This window comes from Hyphococcus sp., from assembly GCF_965228385.1.
In the GTDB taxonomy this organism is placed as follows: Bacteria; Pseudomonadota; Alphaproteobacteria; order Caulobacterales; family Parvularculaceae; genus Hyphococcus.
The window spans coordinates 1,243,059-1,261,990 of sequence record NZ_OZ245810.1 but is presented as its reverse complement, the minus strand read 5'-3'; the positions used below and the strand labels follow the sequence as shown (position 1 = coordinate 1,261,990).

At 49.7% G+C, this 18,932-nt stretch carries 18 protein-coding genes and 1 tRNA gene; 17 read left to right on the top strand and 2 right to left on the bottom strand.

Features of this window, described 5'->3' with window-relative positions; genetic code table 11:
* Positions 1-32 precede the first annotated feature (32 nt).
* Positions 33-1,475: a cryptochrome/photolyase family protein gene (locus ACQK2Q_RS05900; RefSeq protein ID WP_425408816.1), complete on the bottom strand. Its 1,443-nt coding sequence runs from the start codon at positions 1,473-1,475 to the stop codon at positions 33-35.
* A 27-nt stretch (positions 1,476-1,502) separates the two neighbouring features.
* On the bottom strand, positions 1,503-2,456 hold the full coding sequence (locus ACQK2Q_RS05895) for a KpsF/GutQ family sugar-phosphate isomerase (RefSeq protein ID WP_425408815.1): 954 nt from the start codon (positions 2,454-2,456) through the stop codon (positions 1,503-1,505).
* An 87-nt stretch (positions 2,457-2,543) separates the two neighbouring features.
* Between ACQK2Q_RS05895 and kdsA the strand changes: the two genes are divergently transcribed.
* The 17 genes from kdsA (at position 2,544) to ACQK2Q_RS05810 (ending at position 18,900) form a co-directional block, all read left to right on the top strand.
* Positions 2,544-3,413, top strand: a complete 870-nt coding sequence (kdsA, locus tag ACQK2Q_RS05890) for a 3-deoxy-8-phosphooctulonate synthase (protein WP_425408814.1) — start codon at positions 2,544-2,546, stop codon at positions 3,411-3,413.
* Positions 3,414-3,587: 174 nt separating this feature from the next.
* Positions 3,588-4,388 carry a 30S ribosomal protein S2 gene (gene rpsB, locus ACQK2Q_RS05885; protein WP_425408813.1) on the top strand — a complete coding sequence of 267 codons (801 nt, stop codon included), beginning with the start codon at positions 3,588-3,590 and terminating at the stop codon, positions 4,386-4,388.
* Positions 4,389-4,517: 129 nt separating this feature from the next.
* Positions 4,518-5,426 (top strand): translation elongation factor Ts, encoded by a 909-nt coding sequence (gene tsf, locus ACQK2Q_RS05880; RefSeq protein ID WP_425408812.1) that lies wholly within the window; start codon positions 4,518-4,520, stop codon positions 5,424-5,426.
* Between the two features lie 162 nt (positions 5,427-5,588).
* Entirely contained in the window at positions 5,589-6,341 is a 753-nt protein-coding gene (gene pyrH / locus ACQK2Q_RS05875) for a UMP kinase (RefSeq protein WP_425408811.1), read from the top strand.
* Between the two features lie 67 nt (positions 6,342-6,408).
* On the top strand, positions 6,409-6,954 hold the full coding sequence (frr, locus tag ACQK2Q_RS05870) for a ribosome recycling factor (RefSeq protein ID WP_425408810.1): 546 nt from the start codon (positions 6,409-6,411) through the stop codon (positions 6,952-6,954).
* Positions 6,955-7,029: 75 nt separating this feature from the next.
* Entirely contained in the window at positions 7,030-7,791 is a 762-nt protein-coding gene (locus ACQK2Q_RS05865) for an isoprenyl transferase (protein WP_425408809.1), read from the top strand.
* Positions 7,792-7,797: 6 nt separating this feature from the next.
* Positions 7,798-8,646: a phosphatidate cytidylyltransferase gene (locus ACQK2Q_RS05860; RefSeq protein WP_425408808.1), complete on the top strand. Its 849-nt coding sequence runs from the start codon at positions 7,798-7,800 to the stop codon at positions 8,644-8,646.
* 11 nt (positions 8,647-8,657) lie between these two features.
* On the top strand, positions 8,658-9,869 hold the full coding sequence (locus tag ACQK2Q_RS05855; RefSeq protein WP_425411125.1) for a 1-deoxy-D-xylulose-5-phosphate reductoisomerase: 1,212 nt from the start codon (positions 8,658-8,660) through the stop codon (positions 9,867-9,869).
* Between the two features lie 29 nt (positions 9,870-9,898).
* Positions 9,899-11,158: a M50 family metallopeptidase gene (locus ACQK2Q_RS05850; protein WP_425408807.1), complete on the top strand. Its 1,260-nt coding sequence runs from the start codon at positions 9,899-9,901 to the stop codon at positions 11,156-11,158.
* A gap of 9 nt (positions 11,159-11,167) precedes the next feature.
* Positions 11,168-13,783: an outer membrane protein assembly factor BamA gene (bamA, locus tag ACQK2Q_RS05845; RefSeq protein ID WP_425408806.1), complete on the top strand. Its 2,616-nt coding sequence runs from the start codon at positions 11,168-11,170 to the stop codon at positions 13,781-13,783.
* Positions 13,784-13,803: 20 nt separating this feature from the next.
* Positions 13,804-14,433, top strand: coding sequence for an OmpH family outer membrane protein (locus tag ACQK2Q_RS05840; RefSeq protein ID WP_425408805.1), 630 nt, complete (start codon positions 13,804-13,806; stop codon positions 14,431-14,433).
* 60 nt (positions 14,434-14,493) lie between these two features.
* Positions 14,494-15,507 carry a UDP-3-O-(3-hydroxymyristoyl)glucosamine N-acyltransferase gene (lpxD, locus tag ACQK2Q_RS05835; protein WP_425408804.1) on the top strand — a complete coding sequence of 338 codons (1,014 nt, stop codon included), beginning with the start codon at positions 14,494-14,496 and terminating at the stop codon, positions 15,505-15,507.
* A 4-nt stretch (positions 15,508-15,511) separates the two neighbouring features.
* Positions 15,512-15,976 carry a 3-hydroxyacyl-ACP dehydratase FabZ gene (fabZ, locus tag ACQK2Q_RS05830; protein ID WP_425408803.1) on the top strand — a complete coding sequence of 155 codons (465 nt, stop codon included), beginning with the start codon at positions 15,512-15,514 and terminating at the stop codon, positions 15,974-15,976.
* A gap of 9 nt (positions 15,977-15,985) precedes the next feature.
* Positions 15,986-16,768 carry an acyl-ACP--UDP-N-acetylglucosamine O-acyltransferase gene (lpxA, locus tag ACQK2Q_RS05825; RefSeq protein ID WP_425408802.1) on the top strand — a complete coding sequence of 261 codons (783 nt, stop codon included), beginning with the start codon at positions 15,986-15,988 and terminating at the stop codon, positions 16,766-16,768.
* Positions 16,769-16,772: 4 nt separating this feature from the next.
* Entirely contained in the window at positions 16,773-17,612 is an 840-nt protein-coding gene (locus ACQK2Q_RS05820) for an LpxI family protein (protein ID WP_425408801.1), read from the top strand.
* A 13-nt stretch (positions 17,613-17,625) separates the two neighbouring features.
* The gene (gene lpxB / locus ACQK2Q_RS05815) at positions 17,626-18,774 is read left to right on the top strand and encodes a lipid-A-disaccharide synthase (protein WP_425408800.1); all 1,149 of its coding nucleotides are present in this window, start codon (positions 17,626-17,628) and stop codon (positions 18,772-18,774) included.
* Between the two features lie 50 nt (positions 18,775-18,824).
* A tRNA-Trp gene (locus tag ACQK2Q_RS05810) sits at positions 18,825-18,900 on the top strand.
* The last annotated feature ends 32 nt before the right edge of the window (positions 18,901-18,932 follow it).

Genomic DNA, 18,932 nt, shown 5'->3' with positions numbered 1-18,932 from the left:
AAACGGCGGGGCGAAAACACTACGAACACAAATTATGCGCTTTTGATCTCTTTATACCCTTCAAGCGCCCGTTCGCGCGCCTTCGCATGATCGATAATAGGATTTGGATAGGATTTTCCAAGCACTATATCTGCTTCTTCAAGTACGGATTCAGGCGCTTTCCAGGGTGCGTGAATATATTTCGCCGGCAAATTTTTGAGTTCAGGTACGAATTCCCTCACATACTGACCTTCCGGGTCGAATTTTTCACCCTGGGAAACCGGGTTAAAAATCCTGAAATACGGCGAGGCGTCGGCGCCGCAGCCGGCGACCCATTGCCAACTGGCGGAGTTGTTCGCGAGATCAGCGTCCACGAGCGTATCCCAGAACCAAGCTTCACCCTTCTGCCAGGGAATGAGCAGATCCTTGATAAGGAAACTGGCGACAATCATACGGACACGGTTGTGCATCCAGCCTGTGCGCCATAGCTGGCGCATCCCTGCGTCCACAATCGGATATCCCGTTTCTCCCTTGCGCCACGCTTTCAAACCATCCCGGTCGTCTCGCCAGGGATAGTTGGCGAAGTTTTCTCGCAGCGGTTTGTCCGGGAGATCGTCATTGTAAAATAGCAAATTATAAGAAAAGTCCCGCCAGGCGACTTCCGATAGAAATTTCATCGCGGCTTTATCAGAGACTTTTCCGTCCGCCATCTTGTCATGAACAGCCGACCAGATTTGAAGCGGTCCGATTTCTCCGAATGAGAGATGTGGTGATAATCTCGACGTAAAGTCCTTATCAGGACGGTCGCGTCCGTCAGCATAATCGTTGATATTGTCGTTCAGGAAATGGTTTAGCCTGTCGCGCGCGCCCTGTTCGCCCGGCGACCATGTTTCCGCAATTTCCGTCGCCCAGTCTGGATTGACTGGCAGCAGGTTCCAACTGGCCAGTTTTTCACTTTTCGGTGGATTTGCCGGACCGACAATCTTGCGTAAATTGGGTCGCATGTGGGCTCTTGCCGGGCCCAACTGTTTCAGGGCTTTCCAGAAAGGCGTATAGACGCGATAAGGTCCGCCGGACGCCGTCTCTACCTCCCATGGTTCGCGCAAAAGCGTTCCATTGAATGTTTCTACGGCAACACCGCCGGCTTTCAGATCGCTTTTCAGATCTTTGTCGATCTCTACATGCTTGGCGTAGTATCGCCGGTTCCAAAAAACATGTTCTGCATTCGTCTCCTTAACTAGACTTTTCAAGACGTCCGCACTCTTTCCACTGCGGTATATCAGCTTTGCGCCGGCGTTTTTTAGATCGCCAGCGAGACTGGAGAGGCTGTGATGTAACCACCATAGCGAAGCGGCGCCCGGAAAATGCGCTATATCCTTGTCGAGAATATATATAGGAATAACCGGCGCTCCGGTTTCACGCGCCGCGTGCAACGCAGGATTGTCCTCCGTCCGCAAATCGTTTCTAAACCAGACAATCGCCGGACGCTCTGCCATGCCGATTAAATCACCTGTGCATAGTCATCAAAGTACGCCGATGGAAAGGCAGTCATGAACGTGAATAATTCCCACCGGCCTTTTATCCTCGATAACAAACACTGACGTGATTTTGTTCCGGCTCATATAGGCGAGAACATCTCCAGCCAGCGTATCGGGAGTGGCCGTGCGCGGATCTTTTGTCATGACATCGCGCGCCTGAATCCTGTCAGAGACTTTATCAACTTGCCGCCTGATGTCGCCGTCGGTGATGACCCCGCGCAGGACGCCGTTGGTGTCAATCACCCCAACGCACCCAAATCCGCCATTTGTGATCTGTTGCAAGACCATGGGCATAGGCGATTGCTCATCGATCAACGGTAGAGCCTCGCTGCCATGCATCAAATCGCGAGCGCGCCGCAGCGCCGCTCCCAGTCTGCCGCCGGGATGGAAGCCCCGAAAATCGCCGGCGGTAAAGCCTTTTTCTCTTAACAGCGCTACCGCCAGCGCATCTCCCAACGCCATCATCATCGTCGTTGACGTTGTCGGCGCCAATGTCTCACCGCACGCCTCTTGCGCGGGCGGAAGTCCCAGCGTCACAACGGCGGCTTTGGCTAGCGTCGATTGTAATTCGGACGTTATCGCCAGAACCGGAATGGTGAATCGCGCTGCATGAGCAAGAAGATCGCCCAGTTCGGCGGTTTCACCCGATTTTGACAAAGCTAGGATTATATCCTTGTCGGAAATCATGCCGAGATCGCCATGACTGGCTTCGGCTGGATGCACAAAAATTGCTGACGTGCCTGTCGATGCGAGCGTGGCGGCGATCTTGCGCGCCACATGGCCAGATTTGCCCATCCCCGTTACCACCACACGGCCTTCGGCGCTGTTCAGCAGAGCCACAGCGCCGGCGAAATCTTCCCCCAGCGCAATTTTAAGCATTTCGAGCCCTTTGATTTCCTGAGTAAGGACCTCACGGGCGATGAGAAGCGGGTCTGTCATAAAGCATCTGATACCATAAGATCACTTGCACCGCCTTATGCCGCGGGCCTAGAGGTGTTTCGCCAGAATCGCGGCGGGAGCGCAAGAATGATCAAGAGCGAAAATATTGTAGAATTCAAAGGGCCCGACGGCACTGTTTCTATCGCCAACCACCTGCCGCTTGCGGTCATAGCTGGCCCATGCGTTCTGGAGAGCCGCGATCATGCTATCGAATGCGCTTCCGCTTTGAAAGAAATCGCAAGCCGGCTGAACATTAGCCTCATTTACAAGACATCTTTTGATAAAGCGAACCGGACAAGCGCGTCTTCAGCTCGCGGCGTCGGGCTTAAAAAGGGGCTTCCTGTTCTTGCTGAAGTGCGAGAAACAACCGGGCTTCCCGTCCTTACCGACGTTCATGAGCCGGCCCACTGCGCCGTCGTGGGTGAGGTGGCTGATATTCTCCAAATTCCGGCTTTCCTGTGTCGCCAAACCGACTTGCTGGTTGCAGCCGCTGAAACCGGCCAGGTTATTAATGTCAAAAAAGGTCAGTTTCTCGCGCCCTGGGATATGGCGAATGTCGCGGAGAAGCTTCGCGCAGCTGGCAACACACGCATTTTACTTACCGAGCGCGGCGCCAGCTTTGGGTATAACACGCTCGTCAGCGACTTTCGTTCGATCCCGATTATGGCGCAAACCGCCAATTGTCCGGTAGTATTTGACGCCACGCATTCGGTCCAGACGCCGGGCGGAGCTGGCACAACCTCCGGCGGCAAGCGCGAATTTGTCCCGACACTGGCTCGGGCAGCAGCGGCCATCGGGGTGGCGGCGGTTTTTGCTGAGACCCATCCCGATCCGGATCAGGCGCCCTCTGACGGGCCGAATATGATACCGTTGGCCAGCTTTGAAGCGTTTATCAAGGATTTGCAGGAGATTGATGCGCTGGCAAAAGCGCGGTCGTCCCTGCATGGCTATGTTTAGCCCGACCCGTTTCGGGGTTCTGGCAAAAAACCTGTTGCTGCGCTTGCGTAAAGCATAAATCCCGCGTATAGGCCGCGCCATCTCTCACGCGGTGTGATCCTCAGTGATCCGGATGCTTCAGGGCGAACCGGAGATAACACGCGCCGCGGCGGACAAACTGAAGGAGCAAGGAATATGGCTTTGCCAGAATTTTCCATGCGGCAGCTATTGGAAGCTGGCGTACATTTCGGCCACCAGACTCATCGCTGGAACCCAAAGATGAAGAGTTACATCTTTGGCGATCGTAACGGTATTCACATTGTTGATCTTTCCCAGACTGTCCCGCTTCTGCATCAGGCGCTCGTCAAAGTTCGCGATGTTGTGGCAGGCGGCGGGCGCGTGCTTTTTGTCGGGACAAAGCGCCAGGCGCAGGGCCCTGTAGCTGAGGCCGCCGCACGCTGTGCACAGTACTATATGAATGTACGCTGGCTCGGCGGCACGCTAACCAACTGGGAAACGATTTCAAATTCGATTCGGCGTCTCAAAGAAATGGAAGAGCGTCTCGCCGGCGGCGGTTCCGGCCTCACCAAAAAAGAGCAATTACAACTTGATCGCGAACGTGAGCGACTTGAAGCCTCGCTTGGGGGCATTCGGGAAATGGGTGGTTTGCCAGACCTGATGTTCGTTATTGATGTCAAAAAAGAAGCAATCGCCATACAAGAGGCTAAAAAGCTCGGCATTCCAGTTATCGCCGTTGTCGATACGAACTGCGATCCTGATAATATCGATTACGTGATTCCCGGTAATGATGATGCATCGCGTGCAATCTCGCTTTACTGCAACTTGATGGCGGACGCAGTTATTGACGGTATCGGTGAAAGCCAGGCCGCACTCGGCGTTGATATTGGCGCTATGGAAGAGGCGCCGGCTGAACCCGCTGTAGCCGAAGAAAACAAAGAAAATGCAGACGCGTCGCCCGAAAAAGCAACGGCTTAAAAATTCAGCTGTGTGAAGTTCAGCGGCGAAGCAGCAGGGCGTAACGATCGCTCTTCTTATGATTGCTGGAAGTTATTGAATAAATTGGCGGTTAAATCGCCTGAATTGAAAAGACAAGAGGAGCAGACAATGTCTGGCATAACGGCAGCGACTGTAAAACAACTGCGGGAAATGACTGGCGCAGGCATGATGGATTGCAAAACAGCGTTGAATGAAACCGGTGGAGACATGGAGGCTGCTGTCGATTGGCTCCGCAAAAAAGGCTTATCGAAAGCGGCAAAAAAATCAGGACGCACTGCTGCTGAAGGTCTTGTTGTCATTGCTATCGAAGAAAGCGGCGCAGGCGCAAAAGGCGTTGTCGTCGAGGTCAATTCTGAAACTGATTTTGTCGCACGGAACGAACTGTTTCAAAAAATGGTGCACGAGATCGCGCAAACAGCCCTTGGGGTCGAAGGCGACCTCGACAAATTGCGCGCTGCGGCATTTCCGGGGGCCGACAAGTCCGTGGATGAACATGTCGCGGAAATGGTTGGCCAGATCGGTGAAAACATGAATTTGCGCAGATCTGAGGGCATTGTAGTCGATGAAGGGGTAGTTGCATCATACGTTCACGGTCAGGTGACGGACGGGGCAGGCAAGATCGGCGTTTTGGTTGGCCTTAAATCATCGGGCGACAAGGCAAAACTGCACGCGGTCGGCAAACAGATCGCGATGCATGTCGCCGCAGCCCGTCCGCTCTCGGCGCGGATTGAGGATCTGGACGCTGAAATTGTGAACAAGGAAAAAGACATTCTGGCCGATCAGGCGCGCTCTTCTGGCAAACCCGAAAACATTATCGAAAAGATGGTTGAGGGCCGACTGAGGAAATTCTATGAAGAATCTGTGCTGTTAGAACAGATCTTCGTAATCGACGGTGAGACTAAAGTCGCAAAAGTTATTGAATATGCTGGCAAAGACGTCGGCGAGCCTATCGAACTCGTTGGTTTCGCACGTCTTGAACTTGGCGACGGCGTTGAAAAAAGCGCTGATGAGGATTGATTACAGGGGCTGGCGTTTGACGCCGCGCGCCAAACCCTTCAAAAGCGCCGCATGGGAGAGCCTTTGCGGCGCTTTTTCATAGATTGCTTAGGGCGAGGCCCTGCCCAAAAAAATTGCCACGGGGTAGGATAAGGTGCCGCGATTCAAGAAGGCAAAAACCATATGAACGAGCCATCCGCCAGCAAGCCTTCATCGTCGCTGAAATATAAACGCATATTGCTGAAAATCAGCGGCGAGGCCCTTATGGGCGGCGGCCAATATGGCATCGATAACGACACCTGCAAACGGATTGCGAATGAGGTCAAGGACGCAAAGGAACTTGGCGCGGAAATCTCCCTGGTCATTGGCGGCGGCAATATTTTTCGCGGCGTATCTCCCGCAGCGCAGGGCATGGAGCGGGCGAGCGCAGATTATATGGGCATGCTTGCTACCGTTATGAACGCCTTGGCCGTGCAAAATGCTCTTGAGAGTATCGGCCTTTACACGCGCGTACTTTCAGCGATTGAAATGACAGCAATCTGCGAGCCTTATATCCGACGGCGCGCCCTGCGGCATATGGAAAAAGGGCGCATCGTTATCTTTGCTGCAGGAACTGGCAATCCATTTTTTACGACAGACACGGCTGCTGCGTTACGGGCCGCGGAAATGGGTTGTGACGCGCTTTTAAAAGGAACGCAGGTGGACGGCGTGTATTCAGCAGACCCCAAAACCAACCCGGACGCTGAACGATTCGAACAATTGAGCTACCATGAAGTCCTGATGCGCGATTTGCGTGTCATGGATCAGGCCGCAATATCTCTTACACGCGAGAGCGGCATTCCCATTGTTGTTTTTCCCATAGGAAAGAGCGGGGGCGTAATCGGCGCATTGACGGGAGAGGGGCCCTCTACGGTAATAACCGACGAAAAACCATAATCTTGACAAGACTGAATCTGATTTTCGCTGGAAAGTCGGAAAACAAGAACAGAGGAGCTGAAACAGGATGAGCGATTTTAATATAAACGATCTGCGCAAGCGCATGGATGGCGCAATTGCTTCGCTCAAAACTGAGTTTTCCGGGCTTCGAACGGGCCGGGCGACGGCAAATCTCGTTGAGCCGATTGATGTTGACGCATATGGGTCAAAAATGCCCATGAATCAGGTTGGAACAATTACAGTTCCGGAACCGCGCATGATAACGATCAATGTGTGGGATAAAGGGCTTGTCGGCGCAGTAGAAAAATCCATACGGGAAGCAGGTCTCGGTATTAATCCGGTTGTCGATGGACAAAATGTTCGCGTACCCATTCCACCGCTGACTGAAGAACGTCGTGCAGAACTCGCTAAAGTCGCTGCGAAATATGGTGAACAGGCGAAAGTCGCTATCCGCAACGTACGGCGGGAAGGTATGGAAGCCGTCAAAAAAACTGATGGGGGCGAAGATGAACAAAAGAAGCTATCGGAAGACGTGCAAAAATTAACCGACGAATATGTCAAAAAAGTGGATGAAGCGCTAGCTGCGAAAGAAGCTGAAATTATGCAGGTCTGACCAAAGTCAGGAATAGTGATTGTCAATAAAAACTAGAAATTCTCGGGTTAGTATTATATGCGGGCGGATACTTCCATGACCGCGTCGCCAGCGTCTGACCGAAACCACTATGCGGTTGCTGAAAGCGCGCATGCGCCAAAACATGTGGCTATCATCATGGATGGCAATGGGCGTTGGGCGAGCGCGCGTGGTTTGGCGCGCAGCGACGGCCATCGTGAAGGCGTAAAAGCGGCAAGGCGTGCCGTGGAAGGCGCCCGTGATCTTGGTTTGAAATATCTGACTTTGTATTCATTTTCGACAGAAAACTGGCGCCGCCCTGCCGGTGAAATTCGTGATTTGATGAGCTTGCTACGGCAATTCATTGGAGATGATTTACCACGCTTGAAAGATGAAGGCGTCAAAGTACGCATTATTGGAGACCGCGAAAATCTGTCGCCTGATCTAAAGGCATTGGTGCGCAGAGCCGAAAACGAAACACATGACAACACAGAATTTTTTTTACAGATTGCTTTTAATTACGGCGGCCGGGACGAACTGATTCGTGCTGCGCGTGCAATTGCAAAAGCATTTAAATCCGGCGCCGTCGGCGTACAAGATCTAACCGAAGAAAGCTTCAACAGCTTTCTGGATACGCATGGCGTGCCAGATCCCGACCTTGTTATTCGAACAAGCGGTGAAAAACGCATTTCAAATTTTTTGCTTTGGCAAGCCGCTTATGCAGAATATATTTTTCTAGATGTGCTCTGGCCGGACTTTGACGCAAAGCTCTTCGCTGAAGCTTTAGGCGAATATTGCCGACGGGAACGCCGATATGGCGGCGTTGGCGGCGCTGGTTAAAACATAATGCCGCCAGCAATAGACAAACTCGATACGGCAAAACCCGTATCATCAGGGCCACTCACAAGAAGAATTCTCTCAGCAATTGCTTTAATGCCGATTGTTATTGCATGCGTTTTTGCGGGCGGTGCATTTTTTGCCGCGATGATTGGGTTTGCTTCTATTATTATGCTTTATGAATGGTCGCGGATGGTGGAGAGGCGATCGCTTACTAAATCATTTTACGTGCTGGCAATTGGCGCCTGTCTGGCCATGTATTTTGCAGCAAGAGGTGAATATGTTTTTGCGATATTAGGCGCTGCATTTACTGCGGGATTTAGCGTTTTTACAGCAAAACGGGACGGCGGCATCGGAGTCTGGGTCGCATTCGGTTGTTTTTATATTATCGTCCCTTGCATAGCCCTGTTGTGGCTACGGCTCGATGCACCCGACGGGTTTGCAATGACCGTTATTCTTTTCAGCGTCGTTTGGGCTGCAGACACAGGGGCGTTCTTTTTTGGCAAATTTATAGGCGGGCCGAAAATCAGCTATGCGCTCTCGCCGCATAAGACCTGGGCTGGAATTGGCGGCGGCGTACTAGGCGGCAGTATCGCCGGCGCTTGCGCCGCGATGATGTTTTTTGGCCCGCAGGGAGCAAAAATATACTTTTTTGTAGGCAGTGTGCTCGGTGCAGCGTCTGTACTCGGAGACCTCCTAGAATCAGGATTTAAACGCAATTTCGGTCTAAAAGACATATCCGGCCTGATTCCAGGCCATGGTGGGGCGCTAGATCGGCTAGACGGCATGATTTTAGCCACTTTGACCATGACGGCCGGGCTGCTCGTGTATATGCTTGCCGAGAATATACAGGGGTGAATATGGGGAATATGCAGCGAAGTAGCGCCCGGTCAGGACGCCGAAAAATTTCTATCTTAGGTTCCACGGGGTCCATTGGGGAATCCACACTGAGCGTGCTTTCCCACGCCGCCTCCCTCGGTGAAGCGGATTTTCAAATTATCGCTTTGACCGCCAACAAAAACGTAGCGCAGCTGGCGGAGCAGGCCCGTCAGTTCCGCCCAGAATTTATAGCTGTAGCTGATGAGAGTATGGGCGATGATTTGAAAGCAGCCGTCCGTGATTTGAATGTTGAGACAGGAGCAGGCGCTGCGGCCATCGAGGAAGCGGCAAATCGCGATGCAGATTGGGTGATGGCGGCGATCGTCGGCGCCGCAGGCTTGCGCCCAACTTTACTTGCCGCCAAACGTGGAGCGGACATTGCGCTGGCAAATAAGGAGTGCCTTGTATGCGCCGGTGAGGTCGTACTTGCCGCTATTCGTGAAGGCGGAGGCGCGTTACTGCCTGTCGATAGCGAACACAATGCAATTTTTCAGGTTTTCGACTTCGACCAGCCACAGCGCGTTTCACGTCTTATTCTTACTGCGTCGGGGGGGCCATTTCGAACTTGGACCCGAGAACAAATGAGTGAGGCGACCCCTGCGCAAGCCGTAGCGCATCCTAATTGGTCAATGGGCGCAAAAATTTCAGTCGACTCAGCTACAATGATGAACAAAGGATTGGAGTTGATTGAAGCGGCCCATATTTTTCCAGTGGATCACGCCAAGATCGAAATTCTTGTGCATCCGCAATCGGTCATCCATTCTATGGTTGAATATGTTGACGGTTCTGTTTTGGCGCAACTCGGAACGCCGGATATGCGCACGCCTATCGCTACTACGCTGAACTGGCCGCAACGCACACCAAGCCCTAGCGCTTCTATAAACTTCGCAGAAATTTCTAAATTGACGTTTGAAAAGCCTGATATTCAACGGTTTCCTTCTCTTCATTTGGCGCGAGAAGCTATCAATAGCGGCGGCAGTACGCCTGCGACGCTGAACGCGGCAAATGAGATCGCCGTCGCTTCTTTTCTTGAAGGACGCATCAAATTCCTTGATATCGCCGCTATTACCGAGCAAGTGCTTGAAGTCGCAGCAAGAGCGAACGGACCATCGAGCCTGCGCACTTTAGACGAAGTCATCAATGCCGATGCACAAGCGCGTCGAATGGCCGAAGAGTGTGTGTCAGTCAGAGCAGCGGCCTAAACAACGCCGCTAAAGTACGGAACGGGTAAATGCCGGCTACAGAAAACATGCTCGAAACGATGATCATCTTGCCTGTTTCGATTTTCGCCTTTTTGGTATTATTGATGATTATCGTATTTTTCCATGAATACGGGCATTTTTCCATTGCGAGATTGTTGGGCGTTCGAGTTGATGTTTTTTCAATTGGATTTGGAAAGCCGCTTTTCCGGTGGACGGATCGCAAGGGCACGGAATGGCGTGTCTCTATGCTGCCGCTTGGCGGTTATGTAAAATTTTTTGGTGATCTGAACGCCGCATCCCAAGCGCCGCCTGAGTCAGAACAAAAACCTGTTACGACTCAGTTCCCTGCTCCCGACGAGAAGAATCAACTTGAAGGCGGGATGACTGCAGAAGAACGAAAAGTTTGTTTTCATTTTAAACCGCTATGGCGGCGAGCATCAATTGTCGCAGCCGGGCCTTTTGCAAATTTCGTTCTGGCGGTTGTGATTTTCGCCGTCATGTTCATGACCCTGGGACGAAGCTATGTTGAACCTGTCGTGGGCGCTGTGACGGATAACAGCCCCGCCGCAGAAGCCGGATTTATGCCTGGCGATCGAATCCTCGCAATTGATGGTCAAGGGGTTCAGTCATTCAACGACCTTGTAGACGCCGTGCTTGTCAGTGGAGGGGCACAACTGCGTTTTGAGGTGGACCGCAATGGTCAAAATTTATTGCTAAGTGTGTCGCCGCGGCGGATTGAAGACGTTGACCGGTACGGCAACAATATTGAGCGGTGGCAGCTTGGAATTGCTGGCCCTGGCGCCGATCAGGTTATTTTCAAGCAATATGGACCACTTGAGGCGATTGGCGCGGGAATCGGCGAACTTGGTAGAATTTTAAACCTGACTATCAAGTACATAGGCAAGATTGTTCTTGGTCAGGAAGACGCCAGTCAGCTTGGCGGCCCGATAAAAATGGCGCAATATGCCGGTCAATCCGTCTTGTCGGGTTTTGATGATTCGTCCTACCGGTCGCCGCCGGGAATCGGTGTTAAGTTACGGTCAAGTCTTATTGACTTTATTTTTCTCGCAGCAGTTGTATCCGTTTCTATCGGATTCCTTAATCTGTTGCCCGTTCCGGTTCTCGACGGAGGTCATCTATTGTATTACGCGTATGAAGCTGTCGCAGGCAGGCCGCTCGGGGCCAAGGCTCAGGCGATGGGATTTCGGTTGGGCTTCGTAATGCTTGCGTCGCTCATGATCTTTGTGACGTGGAACGACATCAGTAATCTTCTTTCATCTTTCAGCTAAGGCGGCGACATGAGTTTGTACAAGTCGGGGGGCGACGTGATACGTATTTTGGCGTTTACAGCGGCGATTATTGTCCAGTCCCTGGGTTCGGGAAATGCGCAAACATCACAAGACGGAAATGTACCCAGCCAAGCGCAGCAGCAACAAGCAGCGCAGGTTGTAAACGAGCTTTTCACTGACCAACCGGCGCCAGTCATTCAAGGAATTGCTGTTCGCGGCAATCAACGCATTGAGCCCGAAACTGTGGCCTCTTATCTGCCGGTGCAAGCAGGTATGCCCGCTGATGGAGAGCTTCTCGATATTTCGCTTAAAACCTTGTTCCGAACTGGGCTTTTTTCTGACGTTAAACTCGAGATGCAACCCAACAACATTCTCGTAATTAACGTAATTGAAAATCCAATTGTGAATCGGGTGCTTTTCGAAGGAAACCGGCGTTTAAAAGAAGACAAAATCACCGAAGAAATACAATTGGCGCCACGCGGCGTGTACACGCGTGCAAAAGTGCAGGCGGATGTCCAAAAAATTATAGAACTTTATCGTGCAAAGGGGCGGTTTGCGGCGACAGTGACACCTAAGGTTACGCCTCTGGAGCAAAACCGTATCGATGTCATTTATGAGATCGCCGAAGGGCCAAAAACAGGCATCGCAAAAGTAAATTTTATCGGCAACGAAGTTTTCACGGACAACGAGCTTCGCGGCGTAGTTTTGACAAAAGAAAGCCGGTGGTGGCGGTTTTTCACGAATTTTGACAATTATGATCCGGACCGCCTTGAGTATGAACGCGAGTTGCTTCGCCAACATTACGGTCAAAATGGATACGCTGATTTTTCAGTCGTATCTGCGGTTGCTGAATTAACACCCGATCGCAAAGACTTTTTTATTACTTTCACTGTCGATGAAGGGCCCGAGTATACTGTCGGCGAAGTTCGCGTAAAGACGACGCTGGCAAAGCTGGACGGCGGCGCCCTTGTGAATTTTGTTCCTATGCGCGAGGGGCAAATCTTTGACTCAGAGAAGATAGAAAAATCAGTTGAGGCAATAACGTTTGCCACTGGCGCTGCTGGCTATGCGTTTGTTGATGTAAATCCGCGTCTATCCAGACACGCTGAGTCGAACACAATTGATATTACGTTTGAAGTAAACGAGGGTCCGCGCGTTTATGTTGAGCGCATTAATATCAAGGGTAACACGCGAACCCTTGATAAAATCATACGCCGCGAAATTCGAATTGCTGAAGGAGATGCGTTTAATCGAGTCTTAATGGATCGCTCAAGGGCGCGCATTCGTTCGCTTGGGTATTTTAAAGAAGTGGAAATCGAAGAAAAACCCGGCTCCGCGCCTGACAGAACGGAGCTTGATGTTTCAGTAGAAGAACAATCCACGGGATCGTTCAGCGTTGGCGTAGGCGTCTCATCTACAGAAAATTTTATCGTCGATTTATCGGTCGAGGAGCGTAATCTCATGGGACGCGGACAGTTTCTGCGTTTCCGTGTGCAGGCAAGCTCTCGAACGCGACAGGTCGATTTAAGATTCACCCAACCTTACTTTCTTGATCGAAATCTTGCGGCGGGTGGCTCAATATTTAACCAGCGAACCGATTTCAGAGAATCCGGCTTCGTCCGTGACCGGATCGGTCTTGGTCTTAATGCTGGTTTTCAGGTCTCTGAATATGGCCGAGGCGGTGTGAATTATTTAATCACTCGTGATAAAGTCGAAATTGATCGCACAACAAATTTAGTAGATGAGAATTTTGACCCTGCACTAGTATTGATACCAGGCGCAGATTTTGATCTGGTGCCAGCTTTTAATAATAATAATGAGCCAATCGTAGATGATGATGGCAATCAGCAGCAATTCTTCACCAGACAACCATGTGAAGAAATTAATGCATTTCTGACACCAAGTTGTGAGTCCCGTGGATCTTTTTTGACATCTTTAGTTGGGTTTAGCCTTTCTTTCGACAAACGAAATGACCCAATTACTCCGAGTCGTGGATGGAGAGCTGGCGCTAACGTGAGTATTGCCGGGCTAGGTGGAGATGTGAACTATTATCAAACTGAATTTAACGGCGCTTACTACCATCCGCTTTTCGGTGGATTTGTCGGCGCCCTTAAAGGGCGTGCAGGATACATAAATGGGTATGCCGGAGATAGTGTGCGGTTATCAGACAGATTTTTTGAAGGAGCGTCTACATTTAGAGGCTTTGAAGTTGCCGGTGTGGGGCCTCGTTTTATTCGTAGCTACGATACAACTCGCGATCGTTTCATAAGCCAGTCTATTGGTGCAAAAGCTTATGCTATTGGTTCTGCGGAAATTTTGATACCGCTGCCTCTTCCTGCTGAATATGGTATTAAAGCTGCTTTATTTAGTGACTTTGGCACCGTTGGGTTGGTGGATGATAGTACGAAGCTAATTAACGACAATCCTGACTTTTTTGTCGATGTTGGTGACGGTCGCATGCTGGCCCCGGTTCAAGATGATTTATCCCTACGCGTAACGGCTGGGGTCACAGTAAGCTGGGATTCGCCATTTGGCCCTGTTCGATTTGATTTTGCTGAGATTTTGATGAAAGAAGAGTATGATCAGACGGAAGGGTTTCGATTTAGCGCGGGGACGAGCTTTTAAGGATAAGGTAGAGGTGTAAAATGAGAAAACAGATAATTACAATTTCCGGGTGTCTGGCGCTAATGGCTGCCGGACTAGCGGGTTCGGCGTTCTTCAGCCAGGCGGAAGCACAGCGTGACGGCAGAACGCCCGTGATCTTAATCGTAGATCGCGCGCAATTAATCGCCCAATCCAAGGCCGGCAAAACAATTCCGGAACAGGCTGAAAAGCTAAAAGCCAGCGTCGAACAGGAGTTAGAAGGCGAGGCCGGCAAACTGAAAAAGGAAATTGAAAGTTTCCAGAAGAATGCTTCTTTAATGTCAGACGAAGTCCGCCAGAAGACAGAGCAAGACCTTACTGTTCGCTCTCAGTATGGGCTGCCTCAACGGGTTCAGATAATGGAGCAGGCGTTTTCCGGCGTAGTGCAACAAGCACAGGCTAAGATTCTCGTCGAAAGCCAGCCTATTTTAAAGGATATTGTTGACAAAAGAGGCGCTACTATTTTGCTGGATCGCTCAGCTGTGATGTATGCGGCGCCTGAAACTGATGTCACACAGGAGGTCATTTCGGCGTTAGATAAGAAACTATCCTCCGTGGAGGTACAGAAAATATCGTTGGCCGAAATCGAAAAACGCATACAAGAAGCGCAATCGAAAGCACAAAATCAGTAATTAACTGTTGCTTCGATATGAGTTCACTCTCACCCGGCCGGCGTTTTACGCCGGCCGTTTTTGTATAAAGAAACATTTGCAATGCCAGACAACCGTTTTTTTAAGGTAACGTCTCGCAAGACGATTACGGAAATGCTTGGCCTTGCCGGGGCAAAACTTGTATTGGGTGATCCGAATACGACGTTAACAGGCGTAGCATCCCATTCTAAAAGCGATAGTTATTGCGTTGTTTACTGTGATAACGCCCGGCATATTGAGAAAGTAAACCCGGCTTCATTTGGCTTATGTTTAACCACCCAACGATTAGCCGATCGAATTACTGCAAGTGGCGCTATTGCTGTTTCAGATTTTCCAAAAGCCGATTTCGCTATTTGTGCTGATGCTTTTTATACAGAGGTAATTGACACTGAACAAAGGCTCAGTTTCTCTGATGACGTCCACATAGGGGCAAATGCATACATTTCTGCGTCGGCTATGATTTCAGAAAACGTTACAGTCGGTGCGAACAGCTACATCGGTGCGGGTGTAGTGCTGGGGGCCGGGTGTGTAATTGAAGACGGCGTCTCTATAAAACACGCTATTATCGAAGATGAAGCCCGTATAAGCTCAGGCGCGAGGATTGGGCAAGCTGGTTTTGGATTTACTCAAGGCCGCAATGGTCTGGTGCGTGTTCCACAATTAGGCCGGGTCATTATAAAAGAAAGAGCCGAGATTGGGGCAAATACAACAATTGATCGTGGAGCGCTTGATGACACTGAAATCGGCGCTGGTACGAAGATCGACAATCTAGTTCAAATCGGCCACAACGTCATTATTGGGCAAAATTGTATTATCGCCGCACAAACAGGTATATCCGGGAGTTGCATAATTGGCGATAACGTTATGATGGGCGGGCAGGTAGGCGTTGCCGATCATTTAACAATTGGCGACAGGGCATTGATTGCGGCTGGTTCAGGTTTGATGAGAAACGTTCCCACGGACGAAAAATGGGGCGGAAGTCCAGCCAAACCGATCAAGGAATGGCTTCGGGAAGTGTCGTTGCTGACAAAATTAACGAAGAAAAGGAATGGTTAGTTCCATGGCAAAAATTGAGCCGGGAAAAAATGTTCTCGAAGTCGAGGAGTTAATGCAACTGTTACCTCATCGATATCCAATTATGTTGGTGGATCGGCTTGTCGATATCAGACCAGGGGAGGGGGCTGTTGGAATTAAAAATATTTCTTACAGTGATCAGATATTTCAAGGCCATTTTCCTCAAAAGCCCGTCATGCCAGGCGTGTTGATAATAGAAGCAATGGCTCAATCCGCTGCAGCTTATGTTGCCTATACTGAAGGATTAGATGTTGAAGGAAAAGTTGTACTATTTATGGGAGTTGACAAGGCGCGCTTTCGAAAACCAGTCATTCCCGGAGATCAATTACGTATTGCTGTTCGAACAGTTCAACGTCGAGCGCCGGTGTGGAAGTTTGAAGGAATAGCCACTGTTGATGATAAACGCGTAGCTGAAGCAAATTATTCTGCAATGCTTGCACAAGCTGTTTAACGTATTGTGATGTCAATTCATCCTACAGCAGTAATTGAAGATGGAGCCGAACTTGGCGAAGTACAAGTTGGGCCTTTTTGTTATGTTGGAAGCAAGGTACGGCTTCACGGCGGTGTAAGTCTCCATGCTCATGTTGTAGTCACAGGAAATACAGAAATCCACGCTGGAACGTCCGTGCACTCATTTTCGGTTTTGGGCGGCCCGCCGCAGCATCTTCGATTTGATAATGAGCAAACAAAACTGGTAATTGGGAAAAACAATACCATTCGTGAATATGTTACGATGAATTGCGGCACAATAGAAGGCGGCGGAGAGACGAGTGTCGGCGCCGGGGGCTATTTCATGACTGGGGCGCATATCGCTCACGATTGCCGCGTCGGGGATAACGTAATTTTCGCCAATAATGCAACTTTGGGTGGCCATGTCACGGTAGGCGAAATGGCATTCCTGGGCGGGCTATGCGCAGTACACCAATTTAGCCGCATCGGCGATTATGCATTTATTGGCGGATGTGCGGCTGTAACGTCGGATATAATTCCTTTTGCTTCAGCTATCGGTAACCATGCATACTTAGTTGGCTTGAATGTTGTTGGACTTAAGAGACAAAAGTTTTCTCGTGCGACAATAAAAGAACTTCGTGAAGCTTACACTTTACTATTCTCTGAAAAGGATACGTTTCGTGAAAGAGTCGAAGTTGTGCGAAAAAGCTTTTCTCATAGTGAAGAAGTGCTCCGCATTCTGAAGTTTGTAGATGAAACAAAGTCTCGTCCTCTTATGACGCCGGCACGCTAACAAAATGACTGCATGGAAAAAGGTTGGTATTATCGCCGGCGCAGGGGCGTTGCCCACAGAACTGATTAATGCATGTTTGAAAAAATCATTTCCATTCTTTGTAATTAGACTTTCGGCAATAGCAGATGAAACGTTGAATAAATTCCCAGGGGTCGACTGCGGCATTGGTCAAGCTGGTAAAATCCTCGACTCCTTAAGAGCGTCCAATTGTGACGCTGTTGTTTTAGCGGGTGTCGTTAAAAGGCCCAATTTTTCAAGTTTAAACCTTGATGCTTTTGGCGCCAGGCTGTTACCCGGAATAATTGCCGCTGCTGTGCGCGGCGATGGATATATTCTCAACAGTCTATCTAGGATAATTGAAAAGGAAGGGTTTCGCCTTATCGGCGCAAACGACATAACTGACAACCTGGTTGCTCCAACAGGAGTCATTGGTAAGCACAAACCATCGATGCAAAATATGATGGATATAAAAAAGGGACATGCATTAATTTCTACGCTCGGAAAGTTTGATGTAGGGCAAGGCGCAATCGTAGCAAATGGATATGTGCTTGCGGTTGAAGCTGCTGAAGGCACGGACAATATGCTCAAACGATCAGCGTTGTTACCAAATGATGTAAGTGAATGCGGTGTGCTCGTTAAAATTCCAAAGCCTCATCAAGATTTACGTATTGATTTACCTACAATTGGTCCCGAAACAATTTCAAACGCTAAGCAGGCGCGGCTTTCCGGGATTGCAGTGAAAAGCCATCAAACGCTGATCATTGATCAGCTCGAAACCATAAATTTGGCTGACGAAGCCAATATTTTTATATATGGAATTACCACTGATGGTTTGAAAGAGTAATATAACATACAAAATGAAAGTATTTATCTCTGCGGTCGAAACATCAGGCGATGCTCTTGCGGCGGAACTTATTGAAGAGTTACGTCACCGTCATTCAGACATTTCAGTATTTGGGTGCGGAGGTCCTGCGTTAGCTTCTGTTGGCCTGAAAAGTATTATTGATATTGATCAGTTATCAGTTTTTGGTCCAGTTGACGCCATTAAAGCTTTGCCCAAAGCGATTGGCGCATCAAATAAACTTGCTCAAGCTGTATTAGACGAAAAACCTGAGTGTGCAATATTCGTGGATAGCTGGTCTTTTTCAAAATTAGTGGCAAAGAAAATTAAAAAATCCGCACCTGAAACACTAAATATAAAATATGTAGCACCGCAAGTCTGGGCGTCCCGTCCAAGACGGTCCGAAGAAATATCCAAATATTTTGATCTTCTGCTTTGCCTTTTTGATTTTGAAATTCCCTACTTCAATAATGCAAACATCCCTGTACGAAGCGTAGGCCATTCCGGTTTTCAAAAAACGAAAAGCAATCTGGGTGATGCTCATGCGTTTAGACTCCGTTACAAAATAGAAGATGCTCCGATACTGGCAATTCTTCCTGGTAGCAGGAGAACTGAAGTTGAACGACACATTGAACCATTTAAAATGGTAACTGCACTGCTCAAGGAAAGGCTTCCCGAACTCAACCTAGTGCTAGTTGCTGCGCCTGGTGTGTCGGCGCAATTTTCGGACATCTTGGAAGATTGGCCAGTTCCAGTCCAAATTGTCGATCATAGACAACGCAATGATGCATTTGCTGCTGCGGATGCGGCTCTGGCCGCATCCGGTACAGTTACTACTGAATTGGCAATACACAATACGCCAATGGTAGTTTGCTATAAAATGGCGCGGCTCACTGCCGCCTATGTGCGGTTTGCCGTTACAACGCCCTACGCATCCTTAGTGAATATTGCAGCGGGTAGGGAGGTTATTCCTGAATTTATCCAAGAGCGCCTGACGCCTGTGGATGTAGCCAGTGCGCTTTATCCATTGCTTACTGGCGGTGAAATCCGGGAGGCTCAGATTGCTGCATTTCCACCTTTAATTGAAAAGCTATCCGGAAATCAGGGACCTGCGGCAGGGTTAGCAGCTGATATTATTTTAGAATGGCTAGGGTATGATCATTAAAATCTATTGAAATTTCTGGCCATCAGGCTTAATCCATGCAGTCAGGCCTTAGGGGTGTAGCTCAGTTGGTAGAGCATCGGTCTCCAAAACCGAGGGCCGGGGGTTCGAGTCCCTCCGCCCCTGCCATTGTGCTTTGAAACAAGACTTGTGATTCCTGA